Here is a 13488-nt window from a genome sequence, read left to right on the forward strand (position 1 = left end):
GCGCAAAGCTGCGTGAGCTGGAACGGTCGGGGCAGAGCCGAACGGGCACGACCGCCGCGTCGGAGGCTTCGCCCTCAGCCGAGACTTGCCGCCGGCAGTGGCTCCATCAACTCGATACGGTTCCCGAACGGGTCGTCCACATACATGCGGTCATATCCGTCCAAGGGTTGGTCCTCCGACACGCGGTAGCCGCGCGCCTTCAGCGCGGCGACCAGCGCTGCGAGATCGCTCACGATGAAGGCCGGGTGCGCTTTGCGGGCTGGCTTGAAATCGGCGTCCACTCCCAAATGGACCTTCAACCCTCCCTGTTCGAACCAGCATCCGCCCCGGCTTGCGAGATGAGCGGGCTTGGCGACTTCGCCGATGCCGAGAACATCCGCATAGAAGGCGCGCGCCTCGCTTTCACCACCGGGCGGCATGGCGAGTTGCACGTGGTCGAGGCGCGTAACGGTCATTGTCGCAGTTTAGTTTCGGCCGGGGCCGGAATCCACCGCCGGCGAAAGTGCAAAAAATCGCCTGTGTGGTGGCCAGGGCCATTGGGCGGCCCCGAGCAGTCACCATGCCCCCAACCCGGCCAATGCGGCAGCGAGATCGCCATAGCTGCCGACGACGCGATCCGCGCCGGCCGTCGCCAGCCGCGCGCCATGATTGCCGGCGCAGTGGGCGCCAGCGGTGAAGCCGATGACCTGCATGCCGGCTGCCTTGCCCGCCATGACGCCGTTGACGCTGTCCTCGACCACCACGCACTCGCCGGGCTGTACGCCCATGGCCGCGGCGGCATGGAGAAAGAGGTCGGGCGCGGGCTTTCCGTTCAAAACCATGTCCGAGGAGAAGATATGCGGATCGAACAGGCCGATCAGGCCGGTCTGCTGCAGCTTCCAGCGCAGCCGCGCGGACGGCGTGCTCGATGCGACGCAACGGCGCGCCTCGATGCCGTCGATGGTCTGCCGGGCGTCCGGCAGCGCGGCCAGATGAAGCTCTATTCGGGCCGTCGTGTGGTCATCCAACTGCTTGAAGAAATCGGACGGGAGGGGAGCGCTGCGCCTCTCCGCGATGATCGACTGGAGCCTTGCCTGCCACATCGGCGGGGACAGCCCCATGAATGTATCCGTGTAGACATCGCGTTCGAGGACGACGCCGACCGAGGCCAGGAACTCAAGTTCGGTAGCGAGATAGATCTCCTCGCTGTTCACAAGCACGCCGTCGCAATCGAAGATGATGAGCGTCATCGAGGGCCGTCCGGTTTCAGGCGATGTCCTCGCTAAAGCATCGCCTCGAAAAGTGCATTGCGGTTTTCTGGGAGAGCCGATGCAAGCATGGAAGGCTCGATCGGAAGCATTCCAGAACGGGCAGGCCCATCCGCCGGTTGACGGGCTTCCCCTGCTGCCCCACAGCACCGGCATGAACGCGGAACCTCGCCCCCTCCCTGATCCGTTCCGTACCGGACTCCTCACCGTCGGCGACGGCAACGAGATCTACTGGGAAATCTCGGGCAATCCCGACGGCAAGCCCGCCTTGTACCTGCATGGCGGCCCGGGCACCGGGCTCCGCTCCGGCAGCTATCGCCGCCATTTCGACCCGCAACGCTACTGCATCATTGGGATCGACCAGCGCGGCTGCGGGCGAAGCCGCCCCCTCGCCCCGGACGCTCCCAGCGAACTGCAGCGAAATACGACGCAGGCGCTGATCGGGGATATCGAGGCCGTCAGAGCGCATCTTGGCGTCGCGTCCTGGCTCGTCTCGGGCGTCTCCTGGGGCTCCACGCTGGCGCTGGCCTATGCGCAGGCGCTTCCGGACCGGGTCTCAGCGCTGGTGCTGGTCGCGGTCACCACGACCAGCCGCGAGGAGGTCGACTGGATCACCGAAGGCGTCGGGCGCCTGTTTCCCGAAGCCTGGCAGCGCTTCGAGCGGGAGTCCGGCCGGAGCCCCGGCGAGCGCGTCGTCGAAGCCTATGCCAGGCGGCTCGCCACGGGCGACCTCCGGGACCGCTTGCTCGCTTCTCGCGCCTGGAATGACTGGGAAGCGACGCATATCTCGCTCGATCCGGGCTGGGAGCCGGCCAGCCAGCCGCCCGACGAGGACCGGGCTTTCGCCTTCGCAACCCTGGTCACCCATTACTGGGCCCATGACGGATTTCTGCGGGATGGGCAGGAGATCCTCGGGCGCATCGCGGAAATCGCACATATTCCCGCCGTTCTCATCCATGGCCGCCGCGATTTCGGCGGCCCCGCGATCACCCCCTGGACTCTGCACCAGCACTGGCCGGCCAGCCGCCTGATCATCGTGGAAGGCGAAGGGCATGGCGGCCCGCAATGCTTCGCGCAGATGCGGCTGGCGCTCGACGCATTCGCGCAGAGTCGGTAACGGGCGCGGCAGCCCTGCCCCATCCATCTGCTGTCTGGCGCGCGAAGGCCTGAGGCTAATGCGGCGCCCGCGTCTCCTACTGGATATGCGCCGCGTTCAATCGCGGCCAATGGCGGTCGGCCTTGGCGATAAACCCTGCGGGATCCCCGAGCCAGGTCTTCCGGACAGCGCGATCGTAATTGAGGTAGAGCTTGCCATCGACGATGGACCACGCCTCGGGCTCGATCTTCACGAGATAGCCACGCGAGGTGCCATAGGCGCAGAAGCCGCCATAGGCCGGCAGGTAGCGCGCCGGATCGGCTTCGAACAACGCCTTGTGCGCGGCGCTGGCGAAGCGCCAGGTGGCGCCGTGAAGGCCGACGGAAAACTCCGGCTTGCCCAGCTTCGGGCCGCCATCGCGAAAATAGGCGACGGGATCGTAGCCGCGGATCGCGACCCCGTCCGGTGAACCCAGCGTGTTGACCGGGCGGGGCATCTCGGCCCGGACACCCGATGCTGCGAGCACCGCGCCAGCGAGCAGGATGAAGCTGCGTCTGCCGAGCACGGCATGCCTCCCGTCCCTCTCGCCATTCGCGACGAACGCGCGTCCGGCAGGGCCGGCGCCGAGATCATCATCGGCCGCCCCCGCGCTGCGGATCGGAGGCATCGTTTCGTGGTCCATCTCGTCTCTCCGGAGCAGCCGCCCCAGGCGGCTTTGGGGGAGAGATCGCGCGGCGGGGCGATTTGGTTACATCGTCACGCAGACGTGAGCGCCTGGCTGAGGCGGAGATGAGCGCTAGCAGAACCATCCCCATGCACAGCCGTGGGCTGCAGTATCGACCACGGCGGCGAGGAAGGATCGGGCGCGCCCATTGTTCCTGCGGCACATGGACGTGGTCAGCCTCCGCCCCAGAACTCTCTCGCCCCCTCGCGATCTGTCCCCCTTCACGGAGATTTCGTCGGAGCCGACGAGCAGCTTTGTTTACAGTCCTGCGCTACGTCCCCAACACCGCGACACAAGGAGATGGAATTGAGTTTTTCCAGGGTGGCAAAGGCCGTTGGTTCGGTGAGTTTCCTTTTGGGGATCGTGATTGCCGCCATCAGCGTGCAATTCCCGGACCTGTTTCAAGACATGGGGCCCATTCAACAAATCGGCGCAGCAAGCTTCTTCTTTGCTGGCGCGTTTGTCGCGATGCAAACCCTCGTCAAGCGAATGGAAGGCGGACATCCCGATGATAGCTCGCTCGCGGCGAGCTTGAAGGAGCTATCTGGGTCATTGCTCTATTCGATCGTTGGCCTGACCGTTACGGCGATGTCGGTCTGGGCGTCATTGACGCAGTAGGCATGCCACGCGAACGGTCCGGGCCGGACGCCGGTCAGCGGTCCGCCCTGCCTTGCCAGGCATCGCGTGATCGCAAGGCGTCACTCGACCCCTCATGCGACGCGAGCGATATCGCCCCCAGCCACTCGCCGGCAACATAGCCGCGGACGACGGCGATACGAAACGGGTATGACGGATCGGGGACGGCGCATCGCCGGTCTATGGAAGGTCACTGAACGATCTCGCCTCGCAAGGAGCTGCTCGCCTCCGCATCCAGCTGACCGCATACATTTAGTGCGTTACGTAAAGATCAGGATCGGGGGCCACAGACGACGGTCAATGGACATGATGCTGCTTGCTCTATGGCTCACGACGATCGTTGTCGGCCCACTCCTGCTCGGCTGGGCTCGACGGCCACACATTCAGGCCGCCACGCTGGCCATCGCATCGTGCGCCGTGTTTGCCGTATATTCCGCGCTCCAGCCTCCCGATCGGCATTATCTGGACGGCATCGTTTTCTGGTCGCTGCTCGGCGTCGTCGTGAACACGGCTCTGGCCGTCGGATCATGGGCAGCTGGGCGCGCCGCACGGTCGCTGCTCGACCGCCGGGCGCAGTGAGAGCTGGACAGTGGCAGCGCCCCGCCCCCCTCGTCGCCCTAGTCTATGATCAGTGCGTTGCAGCATAAAACCTTTCGCGATCGCGAAGCGCTGTCATTCCTTTTCGACCTCTACTGTCATGCCGCCCCGCTCTTGCAACTTAGGAAAGGCATCTCCGGGCCGCTCGTCGCAAGCTTCGCTCACTGAACGCGTGCCTGGTTTGCCGCTCTCTCCGGTTCTATTTCACGCGACGAGAGGTCGTCTGGCCAAAACACGCAATGCCGAAGTCTTGGCATCGTTAAGTTAACATTTGTTAAGGCGCCATTCAAACAGCCTTGATCCCAGGTTGAATCCCGGTTTGGGGCGACAATTTGCGTATTTGATGAATTTCACAGGAAATCAGATCACGGTCATTTGCATGAACATTTCAATTCACCGACGGTAATATGGATAAGAAGTCGGATTTCAGCCCGACTTCGTGCATTGGGTTACAGGAGATCAGTCATGATCACTTACAAGATAGCCCTTGTCGGAGGCCTTCTCGCATTGTTCGGGATGGCCAACACGGCGCAAGCCTACGAGTTCGGCCCCGAAAGCATCGTCCACGAGCAGTACCAGAATCCGTACGCCCTGCAGGAGCAGCAGCAGTATCGCGCCTATCACGAACACATGAAGGAGCTGCGCGAGCATCCCTATGTCGCGCCGGCGACGCGGCGCCATCACGGCTGAGAGGCGCGCACATCCAGGTGAAGGGGCCGCACCAGCGGCCCCTCTGTTTGGGGGGGCTCGCCCCGTCGGCCTGCGGCCGATTGGCTGGGCTGCAGGGCCAAATGGCCACTTTGCGGAGCTCCCCGCTCGGGCAATGATGGCCAGCCGAAGCTCCGCGTCGCTTTTGCCTGAAACCTGCCTGGCTAAAGCGCTCCTCGTTCAATCGTCTCTGAAGCGGGCCGTGTCAGTCCTGCAGCGACGCGGACCAGCTTCTCGGCTTTGCCGCTGGCTCCATTCGGAGACGGCGCGCTCGGTCAGCAATCCCTACGAGCCTGCCACAATGGGGCCGGGGCCGGCTCCCGAAGAAAGATCGCGCCAAAGCGTCAGCATCGCAGATTAACACTTGGTAATTCTATATTCAGATAGATTTAATCCAGAATGCAAACCTGCAATAGGATTCAAAATCTGACAATCTACAGATTCACGAAGAAATAATATCACGTTTATTTGTATGAACATTTCGGCGTCTCGGCAGTATGATAGATACGAAGTCGGAATTCACCCCGGCCTCGTGGATTAAAACTCAGGAGATCAGTCATGATCACTTACAAGATAGCCCTCGCAGGAGGCCTTCTCGCTCTGTTCGGCCTTGCCAACACGGCGCAGGCCACCGAGTTCGGCGTCGAGAGCATCATTCATGAGCAGGCCGAGAACCCGCTGGCCCTGCGCGAGCAGCAGCAGTATCGCGCCTATCACGAACATATGAAGGAGCTGCGCGCTCATCAGCTCGTCGCCCCGGCCATGCCGCAGCATCGCAGCTGAGAAGCAAGCACGCCTCGAAGAAGAGGGCCGCCGCCGCGGCCCTTTTTTATGCCTCGGGATCAGCCCGGGCCTGGACCAATCGCTGTGCCGTCGGCCGCCCCTCCGGTATAGGAGGGCGCGCGCAGAACCTGACGCTCACGGGCATGAAGGTGAAAATGCGCAACGCCGCCGATGGCCGCTGGATGTGGGTGATCGTCGGCGCGGACCGCAAGGTCATGGTGTTCGAGCGCGACATCGTCTGGATCAGCTTCCCCGGCCATCGCGGGACGGAGAAGTGGCTGCACGATGCCTGGCTCGCCGCGAAGGGACACAGCGTTCGGCAATCCTGAAGGTTGGCGGCGGGGCCAAGGGGGCATGCCGCTCATGGACCGGCGAGCACCCCTTGGCCTTGCCGGCCAGCGATCACGGCGACGGCGATGGAGGCAAGCCCATACGGCGCGGGAACCTGCCCCGGCCCAAAATCCCCACCGGATTGAAGCTCTGCGGCATGGACGCGACCGGAACCGCCGCTCCCGGACGCTTGCGAGCGTGCAGGGTGAGTGCAAGGCTTCAGTCAACGGAGCGACATTGGATTTCAGACGCATGGCGACGAACATCACGGGCGCTGGAACGCTGGTCGCAACGCTCTTCCTGCTGGCATCGTCCGCTGGACCTGTGCTGGCGAAGCCAAATCAGCGCAGCGCCATATTGGGGTGGTGGATTTGGAACGAGAGTGGGATTTCTGCGGCAGAACCCAGGGAAAGACAGCAGAGCGAGCCAAGTTTCGCATTCAACTTCCGAGAGAACGGCGTCCTGGATAGCTTCGTTCATATGCCCAGCGGCCTGGGACGAGGATCAGGCGAAGCTCTTGGCTCCGAAGGGCGCTATCGCCTGACGCACGGTCGCCTTGTCATCACGCGAGACCGAGAGTCGGCCGACGGCTGGCCGAGCCGGAACGACAACCCGCCTCTCCGGTACTCCTGCCGCTTTGAGCTGGCGCCCGATGCTGCCAGCTTCGTCCTCGCCAATTGCCCGATCTCTGGAGCTTGGGTTCGGAACGTACGCGAATAGACCCCGCTCGCGGCCCGAAGCGAACGGCACACGGGTAGGCGCAACGCCCCCTGCCCGCGCTCAGCGCACTGACGGACCGGCCCCTCCCTCCCCGCCGAGCTCGACCCAATAGCCTGGCTGATAGGGCAGCGGCAGGAAGCGCTGATGCAGCTCCCGCAGCGTGGCCTCGGGATCGAGATCCGCAAAGAGGTCCGGATGGAGCCAGCGGGCAATCTGCTGGATGGCAACGAACTGATAGGGGTTGTTGTAGAACTGATGCCAGATCGCGTGGACGCGCCCGCTCTTCACCGCCGCCGTATGGGCGAAGGCCGGGCGCTTCGCAAGATTGGCGAGTTTCCGCCTGGCTTCCGTCAGATCCGCGCCCGGTCCGAGCCCGACCCAGGCGCCGCCCGGCGCGAGCGCACCCCAGTTGCCGCCGGTCGCGATCACCACATCGGGGTTCATGGCGATGATCGTCTCGGGGTTCACCGTGCCGAAGGTGCCCGGCAGGATGAGGCTGCCGAGGTTCCGCCCGCCCGCAACCTCGACCATCCTGCCGAAATTCTCCGGCCCGAAGGTCATGCAGCAATCGTCGGAATAGCCGGGAATGCGGTCGACCATGACGAGCGGCCGCTTGAGATCGGCCACCGCCGCGAGGCGATCGGTGACGCGTGCAATCTCGCGGGCGCGGAAGGCGATGAGCTCCTCGGCGACTTCCGACCGGCCAAACAGCCGCCCCATCAGCCGAAGCGACGGCTCCGTGTTCACGAACGGCGCGTGACGGAAATCGACATAGACAACGGGAATCCCGACTGATGCGAGCTTTTCGACGAGCTTTGTCTCTGCGCCGGCGATCTGTGCCTCGACATTGAGGAACAGCACATCCGCTCTCAGGGCGATCACCGTCTCGATATCAAGATTGCCCTCGCTGATGTTTCCGAGCGCCGGCAGCGTCGCGATCGCGGGATAGCGCTCGAGATAGGCGCGGTAGCTATCGGGATCGGCCTTCTGCAGATCATCGCGCCAGCCGACAATGCGGCGGAACGGCGCCTCCCGGTCGAGCGCGGCGACGGCATGGATCTGCCGCCCCTCGCCCAGGATCACGCGCTGGACCGGAACCGACACCGTGACGACGCGCCCGAGCACGTCGGTCACGGAGACCTGCTCGGCCCAGGCCGGCCCGGCGCCTGCGATCACCGCGAACGCAAGCGCAAGGCAGCGCAGGAGCGCCGCGAGCGCGCGGCCGCCTGCGCCGCGGCGGGCACGCTGAGGGGTTTCGCCGCGACCCACCATTACAGATCGACCGACATCGAGAGCCGGAAGGTGCGCGGCGCGCCGGCATAGAAGGTGCCGAACGAGGCGACGCTCGACCAGTATTTGCTATCGGCGACGTTCTGGACGGTGGCGCGGAAGGTCGTCTTGCGCCCGGCGATCTCGGTCGCATAGCGCGCGCCGAGATCGAACCGCGTCCATTCGGGCAGCGACTGGCTGTTGGCGGTGTTGATGAACTGCTTGCCGGTATGGATCAGCGTGCCCGTCAAGGTCAGCCCCTTCACCCAGGGCAGATCCCATTCGGCGCCGAGATTGAGCTGCATGGAGGGAACGCCGATCGGCCGGTTGCCGAGATTGGCCGCGAGGGCCGTCTTGGTCAGCTCCCCGTCGAGCAGGGTCGCACCGCCAAGCAGCCGAAGCTCGGGCGTGACCTCGCCATAGACATTCAGCTCGAGACCGCGCACGCGCTGCTCCCCGCTGACCGAAAAGAATCCGCTGCTGCTCAGCTCGGCACTTGGCCTGGTGATCTGGAAGGCGCTGATCCCGGCACCGAACGTGCCGAACTGCGCCTTCACGCCGGCCTCGTATTGCTTGGCCCGATAGGGTGCGAAGGCCTCGCCGGCATTGGTTGCATTGGTCGGCGCAATGTCGCCGCGGCTCAGCCCTTCGACATAGTTCGCATAGAGCGAGACGTTATTGAGCGGACGCAGCACGAGGCCGACCACCGGGGTCGTGGCCGCCTCGTCATAGGCCGAGGTCACCGCGCCGGTCGTGGTCGAATAGTTGTTCGTCGCCACGGATTGGCGACGCACCCCCAGCGTCAGCAGGATGCGCTCGTCCAGCACGGAGAGCGTATCGGCCAGCGCGACGCTGGTGAGATCGCTGTCCGAGGTCCTGGCGCGGGGGACGCGGGTCGCAAATTGCGGCTGGGTCAGCGCGGGAGCGTAGATGTTCGAGCTCACGGCCCGACCGACGGTCAGCGCCCGCTCGATCTCGTCGTGATAATAGGACGCCTGGAAGGCCAGCTCGTGCTTGACGAAACCCGTCTCGAAGCGGGCCCGAAGACCGCCCTCATAGATCTGCCGGCCGATCGCCAGATCGAGATATTGCGGGGTGTAGGTGACATCGCCTCGGCCGTTCAGGATCGTCGGCAGCGGCGAATTGCCGAAGAACCGGTCGACATGGGATTGCGAGCCGCCGGCATTGGCAAAGAGCGTCACGTTTTCAGTAAGATCGAACTCGTTCTTCAACAGAACCGAACCATCGTCGATCCTTGAATGCTCCCAGGGCTGGATCACGTTGCGACGCCCGCTCGGGGCGGCCGGCACCGCAACGCCGGGGCTCGCCAGGAAGGGCCGCGTCGGTGCATCCCAATAATCGCGTTGCGCCAGGACATAGAGCCAGCTGCGGAAGCGTTCTCCCTGATAGTCGAGCGCGAGTGAGCCGATGCCCGTGCCGTTATACTGCCGGTCGACCGCGGTATCGCCGCCGCGCAGGCTGCCATTGACCCGCACACCGAACTCGCGGCCCGCGCCATAGCGCCGGGCGATGTCGAACGTGGCGCCGCCATAAGCCTTGGAGGCGAACTCCGCGCCAACCCGGGTCAGATCGCCTTCCGCCCGCTTCGGCACCACGTTGATGATGCCGCCGACGCCGCCGTTCGGGGCGATGCCGCCGAGCGCCGCCGCGGGCCCCTTCAGGAGCTCGATCCGCTCGGCATAGTCGGTGAAGACGCGATAGTTCGGCGCGACACCAAACACGCCGTCGAAGGCGATCTCGCCATTATTGCCTTCTGAGATCGGAAAGCCGCGAATATTGAACGAATCCACGATGCCGCCTGATGGGTGCGAACTGCGCACCGAGGGATCGAGGATCAGCGCATCGGCGACCGTCGCCGCCTGCAGGTTCCGGATCAGGGCCGCGGTGTAGCTCGTCATGTTGAACGGCGACTTCAGGGTCTGCGTATTGCCGAGCAGGCCGAGCCTGGCCCCTTCAGCCACCTGGCCGCCGGCAAAGGGGGGCGGGACCTCGCCCTTCATGCCCTGCCCGTCCACGATGATCTCGTCGAGCTGCACCCGCGCGGGCGCAGCGTCCTGAGCCAAGGCGCCGGTTGCGCCCAGGCCGACCATCCCCATGCCCAGCAACGCCGGGACCACGCGGCTCACCATCGGATCGCTTCGAAGTTTCATCACGCCCTCATGAAAATTCAGAACAGGCCGCATCGAACAATAGCGGCGTGCATCATGGAGCTTCGTATCGATCAATCCCTATTAACCGTCAACAACACGGGAATGATATACGAACATACATTTCACTTCTCATCTGAAATACAGATTATTACTTTTGAACAATTCAAACATGACTACGAAGAGCGAAAATAATTTCGAACATACAACCACTTAACGCGAGCCCATCTCGGCCCAAAACGGATCATGCACCCCGGTGCAGGCCCCAGCCCGTTCCTGCCGGGCACTCGCGCCGGATTCGCAGAGGCCAGTCGATTTCAATTTTTGCAGGCCGCCCGGACAAAATCAGAGGCAGCAGGCTCGACCTGGCGAGAGGGCGGCGGGGTCAGGCCGCGTAGAGGCGGACGAGATCGCGCGCGGACGAGATTTCGTCGCAGATCCACTCATCGACCAGCTTGACCTCGCGCCGGCGCCGCATGTCGGGCGGACGGACGAGGTAATAGGAGGCGCCGGTCGGCACCGCCTTGCGCAGCGGCACGACGAGCCTGCCGGCCTGGATCGCCTCATGGGCGAGCACGACATCGGTCATGGCGACGCCCAGGCCCGCTTCCGCGGCGCTGAGCGCCATGTCGAGGGCGTCGAAATCGAGGCCGCTGCGCGGATCGAGATTCGTCCCCGATTTCTCCGTCCAGGTCGCCCAGTCCTGCCGATCGGGCAAGGGGTGGAGCAGAGTCGCCTGGGCCAGATCGGTCTCGCTGGCCTGGCGCCCGGCGAGATAGCCCGGCGCGCAGACCGGGAGGATCCATTCCGCATAGAGCTCGGTCGTGTAGTCGCGCGGCCAGTTGCCGACGCCATAGCGGATGCCGAGATCGGCATCGGTGTCGTTCAGCGTCATGTCGTTCAGGCGCGTCTGGACATTCACCTTGATCAGCGGGTGCCGCTCCTGGAAGGAGCGCAGCCGCGGCAGCAGCCAGCGCAGCGCGAAGGTCGGCAGCACCTTGATGGTCACGGCCTCGCGGTCGTTCTGGAAGGGGTTCACCGCATTGGCGATGTGGTCGAACGCCTCCTTGACGCTGACCGCGAGCCGCTGGCCCGCATCGGTGATCTCCAGGCCATTGTGATTGCGCAGGAAGAGCTGAGCGCCGAGCTGCTCCTCCAGGATGCGGACCTGGCGGCTCACCGCGCTCTCGCTGACATGCAACGCGAGCGCGGCCTTCTTGATGCTGAGCTCGGCTGCCACGATCTCGAAGCAGCGCAGCGCATTCAGCGAGGGGAGCCTGCGGGTCAAAGCGACCTCCTGCTAAGTGTTCGGGTCGCGCCGCCGGCCACGCCAGAGGGCGTCACCACGCCCGAGCGACCTCTTCAGCTGATCTCCATGCGCGGGTCGAGGGCATCCCTCAGGCCATCACCAACGAAATTGAAGCTGGTCACCGCCAGTGTAATGGCGAGACCGGGCATGATGGCAAGCCAGGGCGCGCTCGACAGATAGATCTGCGCGTTGTTCAGCATATTGCCCCAGCTCGCGTTGGGCGGCTGGATGCCGTAGCCGAGAAAGCTGACATAGGATTCGAGCAGGATCGCCTTGGCGACATTGAGCGTGGCGGCGACCACGATCGACGCGACCGCATTCGGCAGGAGGTTGCGCCACATGATCCGGAAGCTCGACGCCCCCATCGCCCTCGCCGCGACCGCGTAATCCTGGTCGCGCAGCGCCCTGATCTGCGCCTCGACGATGCGCGCGACATTCATCCAGGAGGTCGCCGCGATCAGCAGGGTCATCGAGAGCAGGCCGGGCTTGACCAGCGCGGCCAGCGCCAGGAGCAGGAAGATCGTCGGAAAGCACAGGATCGCATCGACGAAGCGCATCAAGAGCGAGCCGATGATGCCGCCGTAATAGCCCGCGATCATGCCGACGCCGGTTCCGGCTGCGATCGCGATCGCCATGGCGGTGAAGCCGATCGCGAGCGAGATCCGCCCGCCCATCATCAGCCGGGCGAGAATGTCGCGGCCGAGTTCGTCGGTGCCCAGAACATGGGCGCCGGAAAGCGGCGGCGCGAAGCGATGCATCACATCGATATGGGTGTCGTTGAACGGCAGGAGATAGGGCCCCAGGAAGGACCCGAGCACCAGGATCGCGATGGTGGCTGCCCCCGCCATCGCCAGCTTGTGGCGCCGGAAGCGGCTCCAGGCACTCTTGTGCTCACTGCCTGCGCGGGTGTCGGCCAGGTCGATCAGGCCCGTTGCGTCGGTCATGGCTCAGCCCATCCGGATGCGCGGATCAGCCACCGCGTAGAGCATGTCGGCCAGCAGCGACCCGAGCAGGACCATCACGGCCGAGAACATCAGGATGCCCATGACCACGGGATAGTCGCGATATTCCACGGAATCGAGGAAGAGCCGCCCCATTCCCGGCCAGGTGAAGACCGTCTCCGTCACCAGCGCGCCGCCGAGCAGCGTCGGGAACTGCAGGCCCGCCAGCGTGATCAGCGGCAGCAGCGCATTGCGCATCGCATGGCCGCGCAGCACCGCCTGCTCCGGCAAGCCCTTGGCGCGGGCGGTCCGGATATAGTCCTGGCCGATCACGTCGAGCATGGCCGAGCGCATGAAGCGGGCCCAGATCGCGGTCTCGACCAGCGCCAGCACGAGCGCCGGCGCGATCAGATGATGCGCGACATCGAGAAAGGAGCCGTCGCCGATGGTCTGGCGATTGCCGGCCGGCAGCCAGCCGAGCTGTACCGAGAACAGGTAGATCGCGATCAGCCCGAACCAGAAGGTCGGGATCGAAAGCGCCACCATGGCGCCGACGGTCGCCACCATGTCGAAGATGGAATAGCGCCGGATCGCGCCGAGGATGCCGATCCAGCAGCCAAGCGCGATGGCGATCAGCGTCGAGACAGCCATCAGCTCGAAGGTGGCGCGCAGATGCGAGCCGATGACGCTCCAGACCGGGCTGTTGTCGCGGAAGGAGCGGCCCCAGTCGCCGCTCAGCATGCGCAGCAGCCAGTCCCAGTACTGCACCGGCAAGGGCCGATCGAGCCCGAGCTGGCGAGCGATGCGGTCGAGATCCTCCTGCGACATCTGGGCGGACTGGGCGAATTGCGACATCGGCCCGCCCGGCGCGAGATAGAGGATCGCAAAGCCGATCATCGAGACGATGGTCAGCAGGATGAGGGACTGCCAGAGCCGCCTCAGGAGAAAGGGGATCATCAG

General features: G+C 64.6%; 15 protein-coding genes. 7 read left to right on the forward strand and 8 right to left on the reverse strand.

The features are described from left to right. Positions 1-74: 74 nt before the first annotated feature. Entirely contained in the window at positions 75-455 is a 381-nt protein-coding gene (locus BIWAKO_RS27415; RefSeq protein WP_069881341.1) for a VOC family protein, read from the reverse strand. Between the two features lie 99 nt (positions 456-554). Then, positions 555-1229: an HAD family hydrolase gene (locus BIWAKO_RS27420; RefSeq protein ID WP_069881342.1), complete on the reverse strand. Its 675-nt coding sequence runs from the start codon at positions 1227-1229 to the stop codon at positions 555-557. Positions 1230-1401: 172 nt separating this feature from the next. On the opposite strand from BIWAKO_RS27420, the gene pip reads away from it, so the two are divergent. After that, positions 1402-2364, forward strand: coding sequence for a prolyl aminopeptidase (gene pip, locus BIWAKO_RS27425; protein ID WP_069882849.1), 963 nt, complete (start codon positions 1402-1404; stop codon positions 2362-2364). A 76-nt stretch (positions 2365-2440) separates the two neighbouring features. Here pip and BIWAKO_RS27430 read toward each other — a convergent pair whose 3' ends face one another. Next, on the reverse strand, positions 2441-3025 hold the full coding sequence (locus BIWAKO_RS27430; RefSeq protein WP_201788656.1) for a YHS domain-containing (seleno)protein: 585 nt from the start codon (positions 3023-3025) through the stop codon (positions 2441-2443). Between the two features lie 348 nt (positions 3026-3373). On the opposite strand from BIWAKO_RS27430, the gene BIWAKO_RS27435 reads away from it, so the two are divergent. The 6 genes from BIWAKO_RS27435 to BIWAKO_RS35590 all read left to right on the forward strand — a co-directional run bounded on the left by BIWAKO_RS27435 (position 3374) and on the right by BIWAKO_RS35590 (position 6841). Next, the gene (locus BIWAKO_RS27435; protein ID WP_141740253.1) at positions 3374-3685 is read left to right on the forward strand and encodes a hypothetical protein; all 312 of its coding nucleotides are present in this window, start codon (positions 3374-3376) and stop codon (positions 3683-3685) included. A gap of 324 nt (positions 3686-4009) precedes the next feature. Next, the gene (locus tag BIWAKO_RS27440; protein WP_141740254.1) at positions 4010-4282 is read left to right on the forward strand and encodes a hypothetical protein; all 273 of its coding nucleotides are present in this window, start codon (positions 4010-4012) and stop codon (positions 4280-4282) included. Between the two features lie 483 nt (positions 4283-4765). Continuing rightward, positions 4766-4990 (forward strand): hypothetical protein, encoded by a 225-nt coding sequence (locus BIWAKO_RS27445; protein ID WP_069881345.1) that lies wholly within the window; start codon positions 4766-4768, stop codon positions 4988-4990. A 576-nt stretch (positions 4991-5566) separates the two neighbouring features. Then, positions 5567-5791, forward strand: a complete 225-nt coding sequence (locus BIWAKO_RS27450; RefSeq protein WP_069881346.1) for a hypothetical protein — start codon at positions 5567-5569, stop codon at positions 5789-5791. Positions 5792-5946: 155 nt separating this feature from the next. After that, the gene (locus BIWAKO_RS27455) at positions 5947-6120 is read left to right on the forward strand and encodes a hypothetical protein (protein ID WP_201788657.1); all 174 of its coding nucleotides are present in this window, start codon (positions 5947-5949) and stop codon (positions 6118-6120) included. A gap of 253 nt (positions 6121-6373) precedes the next feature. Beyond that, complete coding sequence (locus BIWAKO_RS35590; protein WP_141740255.1) at positions 6374-6841, forward strand: hypothetical protein; 468 nt, start codon at positions 6374-6376, stop codon at positions 6839-6841. Positions 6842-6901: 60 nt separating this feature from the next. Here the strand turns inward: BIWAKO_RS35590 and BIWAKO_RS27460 are convergent, their stop codons facing one another. The 5 genes from BIWAKO_RS27460 to BIWAKO_RS27480 form a co-directional block, all read right to left on the reverse strand. Continuing rightward, complete coding sequence (locus BIWAKO_RS27460) at positions 6902-8113, reverse strand: ABC transporter substrate-binding protein (RefSeq protein WP_069881347.1); 1212 nt, start codon at positions 8111-8113, stop codon at positions 6902-6904. Next, positions 8113-10281, reverse strand: coding sequence for a TonB-dependent receptor (locus tag BIWAKO_RS27465; protein WP_176733415.1), 2169 nt, complete (start codon positions 10279-10281; stop codon positions 8113-8115). Before BIWAKO_RS27465 ends, BIWAKO_RS27460 begins: the two co-directional genes overlap by 1 nt. Before the next feature lie 382 nt (positions 10282-10663). After that, positions 10664-11566 carry a LysR substrate-binding domain-containing protein gene (locus BIWAKO_RS27470; RefSeq protein WP_069881348.1) on the reverse strand — a complete coding sequence of 301 codons (903 nt, stop codon included), beginning with the start codon at positions 11564-11566 and terminating at the stop codon, positions 10664-10666. Positions 11567-11640: 74 nt separating this feature from the next. Further along, the gene (locus tag BIWAKO_RS27475; RefSeq protein WP_069881349.1) at positions 11641-12531 is read right to left on the reverse strand and encodes an ABC transporter permease; all 891 of its coding nucleotides are present in this window, start codon (positions 12529-12531) and stop codon (positions 11641-11643) included. Positions 12532-12534: 3 nt separating this feature from the next. Then, complete coding sequence (locus BIWAKO_RS27480) at positions 12535-13485, reverse strand: ABC transporter permease (RefSeq protein WP_069881350.1); 951 nt, start codon at positions 13483-13485, stop codon at positions 12535-12537. Positions 13486-13488 lie beyond the last annotated feature (3 nt).

It is taken from the genome of Bosea sp. BIWAKO-01 (assembly GCF_001748145.1).
In the GTDB taxonomy this organism is placed as follows: Bacteria; Pseudomonadota; Alphaproteobacteria; order Rhizobiales; family Beijerinckiaceae; genus Allobosea.